A 12,917-nucleotide genomic window follows, 5' to 3' on the forward strand; every position below is an offset into this window, starting at 1 on the left:
GGGACTGGGGGCGCGTCACCATATGTTGCGGCACCCGCCCCAATCAAGGGGCTCCTGCCCCGGAGCCGCTCGGCGCTCAGGCCCGGCGCACCTCGATGTCCGGGGCGGTGGCGAGGCTCTTCGCCACGACGCAGTACCGCTCGGTCAGCTGGGCGAGCTTGGCGAGCTGGGCGTCGTCGGCGTCGGTGTCGACGTCGAAGACCACACGCACGCCGGTCACGCCGACCGGCGTCTCGCGGTCCACACCCAGCGTGCCCCGTGCGTCGAAGGAGCCCGTGACCTCCCCCGCGACGGACGTCAGGCCGATGCCCATGGCCGTGGCCACGCTGCGCAGCGTGACGCCGGCGCACCCGAGCAGCGCCTCCAGCAGCATGTCGCCGGAGCACGCGTCCCTGCCGTCGCCGCCGGTGGCCTCGTGCAGCCCGGCGCGCACGTCGCCCGCCCAGCCCGCGACCGTGAAGGTCACGTCGTCGCCCTCGCCGCGGCCCCGGGCGTGCAGCGGGGTGGCGGCGGAGGCGGGGTCGTCGCGGTAGGCCTGCTTGAGCGGGGCCTGGAGCTCGCGCAGCGTCGTGGCGTCCATGCGGCCCAGTCTGCGCCAGCCCCCGGAAAGCCGGTGCGGGGTGTCCACGTCGCGCGGGCACAATGGCGGCCATGACCACGCCCGCGGCGACCTCCGCCGCCCACGTGCCCGAGCGCCCGACCGTCGACGGCCTCGAGGAGAAGTGGGTAGGGGTCTGGGCCGAGCAGGGCACGTACGACTTCGACCGGTCCGCCACGCGCGAGCGGGTGTACGCCATCGACACCCCGCCGCCGACCGTGTCCGGGTCGCTGCACGTGGGCCACGTGTTCAGCTACACCCACACCGACTGCGTCGCCCGCTACCGGCGCATGCGCGGCTACGAGGTCTTCTACCCCATGGGCTGGGACGACAACGGCCTGCCCACGGAGCGCCGGGTGCAGAACTACTTCGGCGTGCGCTGCGACCCGTCGCTGCCCTACGACCCGGCCTTCGAGCCGCCGGCGCAGGCGCCGAAGAACGACCGCGACTACGTCAACGTGTCGCGGCGGAACTTCGTCGAGCTGTGCGAGCGGCTGACCGTGGAGGACGAGAAGGTCTTCGAGGCGCTGTGGCGCCGCCTCGGGCTGTCCGTCGACTGGTCGCACACGTACCAGACCATCGACGCCGGCGCCCGCGCCGCGTCCCAGCGGGCGTTCCTGCACGCGCTGGCGCGGGGCGAGGCGTACGCCGCGGAGGCACCCACGCTGTGGGACACGACCTTCCGCACGGCGGTCGCGCAGGCGGAGCTGGAGGACCGCGAGCGGCCCGGTGCCTACCACCGCGTCGCCTTCCCCCGCGCCGACGGCGGCGAGGCGGTCCGCATCGAGACGACCCGTCCGGAGCTCATCCCCTCGTGCGTCGCCCTGGTCGCGCACCCCGACGACGAGCGGTACCAGCCGCTCTTCGGCGCCACGGTGCGCACGCCGCTCCTCGACGTCGAGGTGCCGGTGCTCGCGCACCGCCTCGCGGAGCCCGACAAGGGCTCCGGCATCGCGATGATCTGCACCTTCGGCGACACGACCGACGTCACGTGGTGGCGCGAGCTCGACCTGCCGACGCGCGCCCTGATCGGCCGGGACGGCCGCTTCGTCGCCGACACCCCCGACTGGGTGACCTCGCCCGCGGGCCGCGAGCTGTACGCCGCGATGGCCGGGAAGACGGCGCACACCGCACGCGAGGTGCTCGTCGCCGCCCTGCGCGACAGCGGCCACCTCGAGGGCGAGCCGCGCGCCATCACGCACCCCGTCAAGTTCTACGAGAAGGGGGACAAGCCGCTCGAGATCGTCGCGAGCCGGCAGTGGTACCTGCGCAACGGCGGGCGCGAGCACGGCGACGGCGGCGCGCTGCGGGAGCGGCTGCTCGAACGCGGCCGCGAGCTCGTGTGGCACCCCGAGCACATGCGCCACCGCTACGAGAACTGGGTCGGCGGGCTGAACGGCGACTGGCTGGTGTCGCGCCAGCGCTTCTTCGGCGTGCCGTTCCCCGTCTGGTACCCCCTCGACGAGGCCGGGGAGCCCCGGTTCGGCTCCCCGCTGCTGCCGGCCGAGGACCGCCTGCCGGTCGACCCGTCCAGCGACGTGCCCGACGGCTTCACCGAGGACCGGCGCGGCGTGCCCGGCGGCTTCGTCGCCGACCCGGACGTCATGGACACGTGGGCGACCAGCTCCCTGACGCCGCAGATCGCGGGCGGCTGGGAGCGCGACCCGGACCTCTTCGCCCGCGTGTTCCCGATGGACCTGCGCCCGCAGGGCCACGACATCATCCGCACCTGGCTGTTCTCGACGGTCGTGCGCTCCGACGCGGAGCACGACAGCCTGCCGTGGCGCCACGCGGCGATGTCGGGCTGGATCCTCGACCCGGACCGCAAGAAGATGAGCAAGTCCAAGGGCAACGTCGTCACACCCATGGGCCTGCTCGAGGAGCACGGCTCGGACGGCGTGCGCTACTGGGCGGCCAGCGGCCGTCCCGGCGTGGACACGGCCTTCGACCCGGGCCAGATGAAGGTCGGCCGCCGCCTGGCCATGAAGGTGCTGAACGCGAGCAAGTTCGTGCTCCTCAACGACTCGGACGGCGCCGGGCTCGAGGCGGTCACCGAGCCGCTGGACCGGGCGCTGCTCGCCGGGCTCGCCGACGTCGTCGACACCGCGACGGCGGCGTTCGAGGCCTACGACTACACCCGGGCGCTGGAGGTCGCGGAGGCGTTCTTCTGGGACTTCTGCGACGACCATGTCGAGCTCGTCAAGGAGCGTGCCTACCGCGGCGAGGCCGCGGCACGCGCCTCGGCGGTCGCCGCCCTCCGCGAGGCGCTGTCGGTGCAGCTGCGCCTGCTCGCGCCGTTCCTGCCCTTCGCGACCGAGGAGGTCTGGTCGTGGTGGCAGGAGGGGTCGGTGCACCGCGCCGCGTGGCCCGACGCCGCCCCGCTGCGTGCCGCCGCCGGCGACGCCTCCCCCGGCATGCTGCGCGTCGTGGGCCAGGCTCTCGCGGGCATCCGCAAGGCGAAGAGCGAGGCGAAGGTGTCGCAGCGCACCGACGTCCGCGCCGCCGTCGTGCGGGTCCCGGAGCAGTCCCTCGCCCTCGTCGAGGCCGCGGTCACGGACCTGCGCGGCGCAGGGCGCGTCGGCCGGCTCGAGCTGCTGGCCGGGGGCGAGGAGCTGCAGGTGGAGGACGTCGAGCTGGAGCCCGCCGCGGGGTGAGCGCCGACCCGGTGCGCCGCTGCGGCACGCGGCGGGCGACGTGACCGGGCGGCGAAGCCGCCACCGGGTGCTGCTCGGTCTCGCGGCGCTCGCCGCCGTCGCCCTGCTCGGGGTGCTCGCGCTCCTGCGCGACCCGGGCCCGCGGCTGCCGGACACGGTGGCGGGACTGCCGGCCGTGTCCGGGGGCGACGGCCTCGCCGCCCTGGAGCGCCGGCTCGGCGCGCAGCCCGCCGTCGCCGACGTCGGCGGCCGCGTCTACGACGACGGCACGACGCGCGCGGCGGTGCTCCTCGTGCTCCCGAGGGAGCCGCTCACGGACCGGACCGCCGCCGAGCTCGTCGACGGGGTGCTCGGCACGACGGGCGGCCCCGGACAGGGCACGACCCGCGCGAGCGCCGACGGCGAGGCGTTGCTGGCGTGCGCGGACGCCGGCGCGGCCGCGGGCTCGCGCCAGGTGTGCGTGGCGGTCGAGGCCGCCCGGGCCGTCGTGGCCGTCGTGGACGGCCTGCCGGAGGGCCCCGACGGGGCGCCGGCCTGGCTCGACCAGGTGAGGACCGACGTCGTGGCCGCGGGGCCGAGCGAGCCGTGAGACGGCCGGGCCCGGACGGCTCGGGTCGTGTCGGGGCTCAGGCCGACTTGTCGCGGCGCGCCCGGCGCGGGCCCTCCTCGCGGGGCACGAGCGTGGGCAGCACGTTCTCGAGCACGACCTCGCGGGTGATGACGACACGGGCGACGTCGTCCCGGCTCGGCAGGTCGAACATGACCGGCATGAGCACCTCCTCCACGATGGCGCGCAGGCCGCGCGCCCCCGTGCCACGGAGGATCGCCTGCTCGGCGACCGCCTCGACCGCGTCGGTGGTCAGCTCCAGCTCGACGTTGTCGATCTCGAACATGCGCTGGTACTGCTTGACGAGGGCGTTGCGCGGCTCGGTGAGGATCCGCACGAGCGCCTCGCGGTCGAGGTTCGTGACGGTCGCGAGCACCGGGAGACGACCGATGAACTCGGGGATGAGGCCGAACTTCAGCAGGTCCTCGGGCATGACCTCGTTCATCGCCGTGGCCTCGTCGACCCCGGACGACAGCTCGGCCCCGAAGCCGAGTCCGCGCCGACCGACCCTCTGCTCGATCATCTTCTCCAGCCCGGCGAAGGCGCCGCCCACGATGAACAGCACGTTCGTCGTGTCGATCTGGATGAACTCCTGGTGCGGGTGCTTGCGCCCACCCTGCGGGGGGACCGACGCGCTCGTGCCCTCGAGGATCTTGAGCAGGGCCTGCTGCACGCCCTCGCCGGACACGTCGCGGGTGATCGACGGGTTCTCGCTCTTGCGGGCGATCTTGTCGACCTCGTCGATGTAGATGATGCCCGTCTCGGCCTTCTTGACGTCGTAGTCAGCGGCCTGGATGAGCTTGAGGAGGATGTTCTCGACGTCCTCGCCCACGTAGCCGGCCTCGGTGAGGGCCGTCGCGTCGGCGATGGCGAAGGGCACGTTGAGCATGCGCGCGAGCGTCTGGGCGAGGTACGTCTTGCCGCAGCCGGTGGGGCCGATGAGCAGGATGTTCGACTTCGCGATCTCGACCTGGTCGTCGCGCTTGGGGCCGGAGGCGCCGGCCTGCACGCGCTTGTAGTGGTTGTAGACCGCCACGGACAGCGCGCGCTTGGCGGGCTCCTGGCCGACGACGTAGTTGTCGAGGAAGGCGAAGATCTCGCGCGGCTTCGGCAGCTCGGTCAGACCGAGGTCGCTCGCGTCGGCGAGCTCCTCCTCGATGATCTCGTTGCACAGGTCGATGCACTCGTCGCAGATGTAGACACCCGGCCCCGCGATGAGCTTCTTGACCTGCTTCTGGCTCTTGCCGCAGAAGGAGCACTTGAGGAGGTCACTGCCGTCTCCGAGTCGTGCCACCACGAGTCCTTCCCTCGCGCACCGGTCCCGGTGCGACATCTCGACGCTACCCGCCAGGGTCCGCCCTGGGCAGTCCCCCACGCCAGCCGGCGCGCCCGGATGGGTGCGGTTACCACCCGGGCGGCGCCGACGCGCGGTCCCTCAGACGCGGGGCAGACCCGCCTGCGCCGTCGCCTTGCGCGGCTCGAGCACCTGGTCGATGAGGCCGTACTCGAGCGCCTGCTGCGCCGTGAGGATCTTGTCGCGCTCGATGTCGGTGCGGACCTTCTCCACGTCCTGGCCGGTGTGCCGGGCCACGGTCTCCTCCAGCCAGATCCGCATGCGCTGGACCTCGTTGGCCTGGATCTCGATGTCAGAGGCCTGGCCGTAGTCACCGCCGGACATGGCGGGCTGGTGGATGAGCACGCGCGCGTTCGGCAGGGCGAAGCGCTTGCCCGGGCTGCCCGCCGCCAGCAGCACCGCCGCCGCCGAGGCCGCCTGCCCGAGGCAGTAGGTCTGGATGTCCGGCTTGATGTACTGCATGGTGTCGTAGATCGCCGTGAGGGCGGTGAAGGAGCCGCCGGGGCTGTTGATGTAGAAGATGATGTCCCGGTCAGGGTCCTGCGACTCCAGCACGATGAGCTGCGCCATGACGTCGTCGGCCGAGGCGTCGTCGACCTGCACGCCGAGGAAGATGATGCGGTCCTCGAACAGCTTCGCGTACGGGTCGAGGCGCTTGTAGCCGTAGCTCGTGCGCTCCTCGAAGCTCGGCAGGATGTAGCGGGCGCTGGGGGCGGGGACGTTCGACATGGAGGCCTCCCTCGACGTGGCGGACGGACGGCGCGGGTCGTAGAGCTCGCTCACTGCGTGCCACCGCCGCCCGGCACGTCGTGGGAGGAGCGGACGACGTGGTCGACCTGGCCGTACGCCTGCGCGTCCTCGGCGGTGAACCAGCGGTCGCGGTCGGAGTCCTTCGTGACCGTCTCGACGCTCTGCCCGGTGTGCACGGCGATGAGCTCGGCCATCTGCTTCTTGATGTGGACGATCTGCTCGGCCTGGATCTTGATGTCCGACGCGGTGCCGCCCATGCCGCCGAGCGGCTGGTGCATCATGATCCGCGAGTGGGGCAGCGCGTAGCGCTTGCCCTTGGCCCCCGCGCACAGCAGGAACTGGCCCATCGAGGCGGCGAGGCCCATCGCCAGCGTGCCGACGTCCGGCTCGACGTACTGCATGGTGTCGTAGATCGCCATGCCGGCGCTGACGGAGCCGCCCGGGGAGTTGATGTAGAGGAAGATGTCCTTCGCCGGGTCCTCGGCCGCGAGCAGCAGGAGCTGGGCGCAGATCGCGTTCGCGTTCTCGTCGCGGACCTCGGAGCCGAGGAAGATGATCCGCTGCGCCAGCAGGCGCTGGTAGACGTTGTCGTCGAGGCCGAACTGCCCCGGGGTGGTGGTGCGGGCGCTCGGCAGGACGAGGCCGGGTGCGCCCCCGGCGAAGCCGGGCAGGTGGTGCTGGGCCGTCACGGTGTGCTCCTCACGTGGCTGTTCCGCGGGCTGGTCGCGTCGATGGCGCCGGCCGCAGGTTCGCGGGCCGATCGACACGGACACTAACGCCGGCCCCGGACACGCCACTCCCCGGCGCCTCGGCGTTTCGCTGTCGGCGCAGGTCGCTCCGCCCTCGGCAGACGGCCCCCCCGCCCCGCGCGCGACGTGCTACGCCGAGGCGCGGGGGGAGGGCGGGAGCGGTGTCGTCAGGCCTTCGCGGCGTCGGTGCCGTCGGCGGTGTCGGCGGCCGGCTCGTCCGTCTCGGCGACCTCGACGGTCTCGGCGACCTCGACGGTCTCGGCGACGTCGGTGGCCCCCGCGGCGGCGTCGGCGTCACCGGCCGGCTGCTCGGCGGCCGGGACGACGGGAACACCGGCGGCGCGGCGCGACAGCGACTCCTCGAGGTCGACGGCGTCGCCGGAGGCGTCGGTGACGGTGGCGGCGGCCATGGCGATGGCGAGGGCCTTCCGGCGGCCGACCTCCTGCACCATGGCCGGCACCTGGCCCGCCTCGTCGACGGCCTTGGCGAACTCGTTCGGGTCCATGCCGTACTGACGTGAGCTCGACACGAGGAACTGGATGAGCTCGTCGCGCGCGACGCTCACCTGCTCGCGCTCGGCGAGGGCGTCGAGGAGCAGCTGGCCGCGCAGCGCCTTCTCGGCGTCGGGGCGGATCTCGTCACCGTGCGGGTCGTCGGACTCCTTGCCCTCGCTCTCGAGGTGGCGCTGGACCTCCTCCTCGACCAGGCCGTCCGGCACGGGCACCTCGACCGCGTCGAGGAGCGCCTCGAGGACCTTCTCGCGGGCCTGGACGCCCTGCTCGACGCGCTTGGTGCTCTCGACCTGCTGGCGCAGGTCGGCGCGGAGCTCCTCGACGGTGTCGAACTCGCTCGCCAGCTGGGCGAAGTCGTCGTCGGCCTCGGGCAGCACGCGCTCCTTGACCGCGCCGACCGCGACGGTGATCTGCGCCTCGGCGCCCGCGTGCTCCCCGCCGCGCAGCACGGAGGTGAAGATGGCCTCCTCGCCCGCGGACAGCCCGGTGACGGCCTCGTCGGTGCCCTCGAGCATCTGCCCGCTGCCGATCTCGTAGCTGATGCCCGTGGCGGAGTCGACCTCCTCGCCGTCGACCGTGGCGGTGACGTCGAGTGTCACGTAGTCGCCGGCCTGCGCGGGGCGGTCCACGCCCTGCAGCGTGCCGAAGCGACCCCGCAGGTCGTCCAGACGCTCCTGGACCTCCTCGTCGGACACGGCGACGTCGTCGACCGTCACGCTGACGGAGGCGAGGTCCGGCAGCTCGAGGTCGGGGCGGACGTCCACCTCGGCGGTGAACTTCAGCTCGCCGTCGGTGCTGTCGGGGTCGGGCACCTCCGACACCTCGACCTCGGGGCGACCGAGGACGCGGACGCTGTTGTCCTGCACGGCCCGCTGGTACAGCCCCGGCAGGGCCTCGTTGATGGCCTCCTGCAGCACGGCCCCGCGGCCGACCCGCTGGTCGATGATGCGCGCCGGCACCTTGCCGCGACGGAAGCCCGGCACCTGCACCTGCTGCCCGATGGTCTTGTAGGCGGCGTCGATGCTGGGCTTGAGCTCCTCGAAGGGGACCTCGACGTTGAGCTTGACGCGGGTCGGGGCGAGGGTCTCGACGGTGCTCTTCACGGAGTACGGCTCCACTGTGGGACGGCGACGGGTAGGGGCGGCGCGCCGAGGGCGCGACCAGCCAGGGTACGCGGTCGGCGCGGCACGGCGGCACGCCGCGGCTCGCGCCGGCCGGCACCGCCGTCGGGGTACCCGGATTCGAACCGGGGGCCTTCCGCTCCCAAAGCGGACGCGCTACCTGGCTGCGCCACACCCCGTGCGCCGTGCGCGGTGGCGCACGACGGGGCCAGCGTAGTGCGCGACGGCCCGCTCGGGGCGGCGCCGACGCGGCGGCACCGTGCTGGCCCGAACGCGGTTCCGTGCCAGCACCGATGCGGCGGGCGGGCCGCCGGAGCAGGGTCAGGGACAGCCGGCGGTGGCCGCCGGCCCGTCCTCCCCGACCCCAGGAGACCCCCGTGGACGCACGCTCCCGCACCCTGGCCGCCGTCGGCGCGGCGGCTCTCGCCCTCGCCGGCACCGCCACCGCCGCCTCGGCCGCCCCGATGCTGCAGGAGCGCATCGAGGACTCCTACGAGTTCGTCGACGACGACTTCTGCGGCACCGGCACGACCGTCCTCGTCGAGGGCGGCTTCTCGGCCCGCCTGCTCGCGGTCGAGCAGGGCCGCGACCGTCTCGCGCACTTCAGCGACCGCACGAGGGGCGAGGTGCTCTTCACCACCCTCGACGACGCCGGGGAGCCGGTGCCCGGCCTGACGGCGCGGGAGGTGGGCACGTTCGCCACCCGTGACCTGCACGTCGTCGACAACGGCGACGGGACGCTGTCGATCCGGCTGCTGTCGACGGGCAACCTCACGTGGTACGGCCCGGACGGCAAGGCCGTGGGACGCAACCCCGGCCAGATCCGCCTCACGTTCCTCGTCGACCACGGCGGCACGCCTCAGGACCCCTTCGACGACGAGACGATCGACGTCGGCGACGTCGACTTCGGCTCGACCGGGCGCACCGACGACTTCTGCGACTCGCTGGTGCCGGTGCTCGTGCCGTGATCGCCGCCTCTCACGAGGCCCCGGCGGGAGGCTCGCCGGGCAGCAGCACGAGCGGGATGCGTCTCGTCGTCGCGGCGCGGTAGCGAGCGAAACCGCCCCACGTGCCGACGAGCGCGACCCAGCCCGCCTCCTCCTGCGCGCCGTCCGCCACCCTGGCGCGCGCCTGCCAGCGCCGCTCCCGCAGCTGCACCCCGACCCGTGGGTCCGCCTGCAGGTTGAGGAACCACGCCGGGTGCCGCTCCGCTCCCCCGGCGCTCGCCGCCACCACGAGCACCGACCCGCCGCCCGCGGCCGGGACGCGCGCGTAGACGAGCGGGACCGTGTGCTCGCGGCCGCTGCGTCGCCCGGTGGTGGTTAGAAGCAGGTGCGGCCGGTCCGCCCACGTGTGGCCGACGGTGCCGTCGCTGGCCCGATAGGCGGCCACGTGCTCGGCGGCGTCCACCCAGCGCCGGCGGTTCGGGTCGCCGTCGTGGCCGGCGGGAGCCGTCACGCCGGGAGCTCCCGCGCGGGCACGGGCGCACCGAAGCGGCTCGTGACGCCGGGTGAGGCGAGGACGGAGTCCGGCGGCCGGTCGACGACGCCCTCGAGCCCCGCGGCCGCGACGAGCGAGTCGTCGAGGTGCAGCAGCTCCGCCCGGTGCAGCGGCCACCGCTCGTGCTCGTTCGGCACCCAGCGCAGCCGGCCCCGCACGCGCGTGTGCAGGCCCCACCGGGCGGTGAGGAACGTCGCGAGGGGGTCCGGCTGGGTGAGCGGCGCACCGAGGCGGACCCTGACCGTGCCCCCGGCGCCGCGCGGACCCGGCCACCGCCGGCGGCTCGCGTACTCCACGACGTCGCCGTCGCGGTGCGCCACCATCCGCGCCCACGTGTACGGCAGCGCGAACACCGCACGGGCGCCGAGCACGACGGCGAGGCGCTGGGCGTCCAGCGAGCGGAACGCGACACCGCGCCGGCCGTCGCCGTCGACGCTGTACGTGCGGACGTTCGTCTCGGCGAAGGACCCGAACCACGGCACGCCCGGGAGCCGGCCGGGGGCCGCGTCCAGGAGACGGAAGGGGATGAGGCCCACCCACGCGTCGCCGTCGTGGGTGTCCGGCACGGTGCCGACCGGCACCAGGTGGGCGACGCGCTCGACCGGCACGCGCCAGTGCAGGAACACGAGATCGCGCCACCGCTGGCTCAGGATCGGCCGGCCGGCCAGCGGCGGGGCGGTCGGGCTGAGCGGCTGCCGCACCCGGCGACGGTAGCCGCCCGCGCCCGTGGCCACGCGGCAGGTGTCGCACCCGCAGCGACGGGTACGGCCACGGGATGGAGCGTGTGAGGCGGGCCGCGATCGACGCCGCCGCGGGGGCGGCGGCGGGGACGGCGGCGACCGTGCCCATGACGGTGCTGCTGGTCGCACTACGACGCCGCGGCCTGGTCGGCGCGCTTCCGCCGCGGCGGGTGACCGACCGGGCGCTGCACCTGGCCGACCGGGCTCCCGCGGGCGGCGTGCTCGACCCGTCCGAGCGGTCGCGCCGGGTGCTGGCGGGCGCCCTGCACGTCGGTTTCGGCGCGCTCGCCGGCGCCGCGTTCGCGCTCGGGCGACGGGCGTTGCCCGGCGGGCTGCCCGACCCGGCGCTCGGCGCCGCGCACGGGCTCGCCGTGTGGGCCTCGGCGTACCTCGGCTGGGTGCCGGCCATGGGGGCGCTGCCGCGCGCGGACGAGGACCGCTCCGACCGGACCGCGGCGATGGTGGCCGGTCACCTCGTGTACGGGGTCGTCCTCGGCGCGACGCTCCGGGTGCTGCGTCCGCGCTCCTGAGCGGGTGCGCCGCCCGGTACCGTGGTGCCGTCGGCCGCTGCGGGACGCGTCCCGTCCGGCCCTCCGCGGGTGTAGTTCAATGGTAGAACTCCAGCCTTCCAAGCTGGTCGTGCGGGTTCGATTCCCGTCACCCGCTCCGTGTGTGGGTCCTCGCCCGGCCGGGTACGCGACTGTCATGCCCACGATGCAGACCGTCCGGACCATGATCGGCACGCACCCCGCGGAGACGGGGGTCGACCGGGCGCTCCTCGCCCGCGTCGTCGACCTCGCGGTCGCGTGCAGCACCGCCTGCACCGTGTGCGCGGACGCGTGCCTCGCCGAGGAGCAGGTCGCCGACATGCGGCGCTGCATACGCACCGACCTCGACTGCGCGGACGTGTGCGCCGCCACCGCCCGCGTCGTCGCGCGTCAGACGGAGTACTCCGCGGACGTCACCCGTGCCGTCGTGCAGGCGTGCGCCACCGCGTGCCGCACGTGCGCGGAGGAGTGCGGTTCGCACACCGACGAGCACTGCCGGGTCTGCGCCCAGGCGTGCCGGGACTGCCTGGAGGCGTGCGAGGAGCTCCTCGCCGCGATCGGCTGAGCCCGCCGGGTCCCCGCGAGGACACCGGGGGTCAGTCGCGCCACACCACGACGACGGTGCGGTCGTCGTCGACGTTGCCGCGCGGGGCCGCCGCGCCCGCCGCGGCGGCCCCGGCGAAGCCCTCGCGCACGTGCCGGGCGAGCTGGCCCGTGAGCCGGTCCACGCCGTAGCCGAGGTCGCGCCCGCGCGCCTCCACCACGCCGTCGGTGAACAGCACGACGGCGTCGCCGTGCCCGAGCGTCCCGCACAGCTCGTGGTACTCCCCCACGCTCATGAGGCCCAGCGCCGGCTCCGCGGCGGTGGCGAGCACGTGCCACGACCCGGTGCCCGCCTCGTACCGCAGCGGTGGCAGGTGGCCCGCGCTGCGGACCGAGAACCGGCCGGTGCGCGCGTCGAGGACGAGGTGCACGGCCGTCGCGAAGCCCTCCTGCCACGACTGGCGCAGCAGGTACGCGTTCGCGGCCGGCAGGAAGCGCGACACCTGGACCCCGGCCAGCAGCCCCGACAGCCCCCCGGACAGCAGCAGCGCGCGGGTGCCTGCCGCCTGACCCTTGCCGGACACGTCGACGACGGCGACCTCCAGCGCCCCCGGCCAGTCGATGCCCTCCCCGCCCATCGCGTGGACGTCGGCGTCGGTCGGCCGCACCGACGAGAGCACGAAGTCGCCGGAGAAGCCCTCGCCGTTGGCCGACAGCTGCGCCACCTCCATGTGGACGCCGGCCGGCAGCTGCGGCGGCAGCGCCTGGGCGCGCAGCCGGTCGCGGAGGTCGACGAGCATCGCCTGGCCCGTGTTGCCCTGCACCCCCAGCACCTCGCGGGTGCGGACGAAGCCGACGACGAGCACGGCCGCGACGGCGATGACCACCCAGATCCCCGGGGCCGGGCCGTTGCCCGCGCCGCGCATGATGGCGGCGGTGACGAGCGCGACACCGAGCACCGACAGGTACAGCGCGAGGTAGCGCAGCTGCAGCAGGTAGCCGGCGACCATGACGAGGACGACGGACCAGGCCGAGGGCACCCACCGGGGGTGCGTCCCGCTCGCGACCATGAAGAGCACCGTCACGCCGATGAGGGTGAGCAGCACCGCCGGCTGGTTGCGGGGCCAGCCGCCCCGCCAGCCGCGCACGGCGGCGTACGGCAGGCGGCGCATGACCGGAGCGTAGGGGCGCCCCGCGCCGCGGGGCGAGCGCCCGCGCAGGACGGTCCTCACGCCCTGCC

13 protein-coding genes and 2 tRNA genes are annotated in these 12,917 nt (G+C 74.4%); 6 read left to right on the top strand and 9 right to left on the bottom strand.

Annotated elements, in window-relative coordinates:
* Window positions 1-76 precede the first annotated feature (76 nt).
* Complete coding sequence (locus WAA21_RS15325) at window positions 77-580, bottom strand: OsmC family protein (RefSeq protein ID WP_336923702.1); 504 nt, start codon at window positions 578-580, stop codon at window positions 77-79.
* Window positions 581-651: 71 nt separating this feature from the next.
* Here WAA21_RS15325 and valS point away from each other — a divergent pair, with 71 nt between their 5' ends.
* Complete coding sequence (valS, locus tag WAA21_RS15330) at window positions 652-3,252, top strand: valine--tRNA ligase (protein ID WP_442893297.1); 2,601 nt, start codon at window positions 652-654, stop codon at window positions 3,250-3,252.
* A 40-nt stretch (window positions 3,253-3,292) separates the two neighbouring features.
* Window positions 3,293-3,841 (top strand): hypothetical protein, encoded by a 549-nt coding sequence (locus WAA21_RS15335; protein ID WP_336923704.1) that lies wholly within the window; start codon window positions 3,293-3,295, stop codon window positions 3,839-3,841.
* Window positions 3,842-3,878: 37 nt separating this feature from the next.
* Here the strand turns inward: WAA21_RS15335 and clpX are convergent, their stop codons facing one another.
* The 5 genes from clpX to WAA21_RS15360 form a co-directional block, all read right to left on the bottom strand.
* On the bottom strand, window positions 3,879-5,153 hold the full coding sequence (clpX, locus tag WAA21_RS15340; RefSeq protein WP_336923705.1) for an ATP-dependent Clp protease ATP-binding subunit ClpX: 1,275 nt from the start codon (window positions 5,151-5,153) through the stop codon (window positions 3,879-3,881).
* A gap of 141 nt (window positions 5,154-5,294) precedes the next feature.
* The gene (locus WAA21_RS15345; RefSeq protein ID WP_336923706.1) at window positions 5,295-5,942 is read right to left on the bottom strand and encodes an ATP-dependent Clp protease proteolytic subunit; all 648 of its coding nucleotides are present in this window, start codon (window positions 5,940-5,942) and stop codon (window positions 5,295-5,297) included.
* A gap of 50 nt (window positions 5,943-5,992) precedes the next feature.
* On the bottom strand, window positions 5,993-6,598 hold the full coding sequence (locus WAA21_RS15350) for an ATP-dependent Clp protease proteolytic subunit (protein WP_336923726.1): 606 nt from the start codon (window positions 6,596-6,598) through the stop codon (window positions 5,993-5,995).
* A gap of 281 nt (window positions 6,599-6,879) precedes the next feature.
* Window positions 6,880-8,328 carry a trigger factor gene (tig, locus tag WAA21_RS15355; protein WP_336923707.1) on the bottom strand — a complete coding sequence of 483 codons (1,449 nt, stop codon included), beginning with the start codon at window positions 8,326-8,328 and terminating at the stop codon, window positions 6,880-6,882.
* 123 nt (window positions 8,329-8,451) lie between these two features.
* Window positions 8,452-8,525, bottom strand: a tRNA-Pro gene (locus tag WAA21_RS15360).
* Window positions 8,526-8,723: 198 nt separating this feature from the next.
* Between WAA21_RS15360 and WAA21_RS15365 the strand changes: the two genes are divergently transcribed.
* Window positions 8,724-9,314, top strand: a complete 591-nt coding sequence (locus WAA21_RS15365) for a hypothetical protein (RefSeq protein ID WP_336923708.1) — start codon at window positions 8,724-8,726, stop codon at window positions 9,312-9,314.
* 10 nt (window positions 9,315-9,324) lie between these two features.
* Here WAA21_RS15365 and WAA21_RS15370 read toward each other — a convergent pair whose 3' ends face one another.
* Window positions 9,325-9,804, bottom strand: a complete 480-nt coding sequence (locus WAA21_RS15370; protein ID WP_336923709.1) for a nitroreductase/quinone reductase family protein — start codon at window positions 9,802-9,804, stop codon at window positions 9,325-9,327.
* Window positions 9,801-10,547 (bottom strand): YqjF family protein, encoded by a 747-nt coding sequence (locus WAA21_RS15375; RefSeq protein ID WP_336923710.1) that lies wholly within the window; start codon window positions 10,545-10,547, stop codon window positions 9,801-9,803. Before WAA21_RS15375 ends, WAA21_RS15370 begins: the two co-directional genes overlap by 4 nt.
* Before the next feature lie 74 nt (window positions 10,548-10,621).
* On the opposite strand from WAA21_RS15375, the gene WAA21_RS15380 reads away from it, so the two are divergent.
* The 3 genes from WAA21_RS15380 to WAA21_RS15390 all read left to right on the top strand — a co-directional run bounded on the left by WAA21_RS15380 (window position 10,622) and on the right by WAA21_RS15390 (window position 11,699).
* Window positions 10,622-11,116: a DUF6789 family protein gene (locus WAA21_RS15380; protein WP_336923711.1), complete on the top strand. Its 495-nt coding sequence runs from the start codon at window positions 10,622-10,624 to the stop codon at window positions 11,114-11,116.
* Between the two features lie 65 nt (window positions 11,117-11,181).
* A tRNA-Gly gene (locus WAA21_RS15385) sits at window positions 11,182-11,252 on the top strand.
* Between the two features lie 39 nt (window positions 11,253-11,291).
* Window positions 11,292-11,699 (top strand): four-helix bundle copper-binding protein, encoded by a 408-nt coding sequence (locus WAA21_RS15390; protein WP_336923712.1) that lies wholly within the window; start codon window positions 11,292-11,294, stop codon window positions 11,697-11,699.
* A 31-nt stretch (window positions 11,700-11,730) separates the two neighbouring features.
* On the opposite strand, the gene WAA21_RS15395 is transcribed toward WAA21_RS15390, so the two are convergent.
* Window positions 11,731-12,849: a PP2C family protein-serine/threonine phosphatase gene (locus WAA21_RS15395; RefSeq protein ID WP_336923713.1), complete on the bottom strand. Its 1,119-nt coding sequence runs from the start codon at window positions 12,847-12,849 to the stop codon at window positions 11,731-11,733.
* Window positions 12,850-12,917 lie beyond the last annotated feature (68 nt).

The sequence above is a fragment of the Aquipuribacter sp. SD81 genome, assembly GCF_037153975.1.
GTDB lineage: Bacteria > Actinomycetota > Actinomycetes > Actinomycetales > JBBAYJ01 > Aquipuribacter.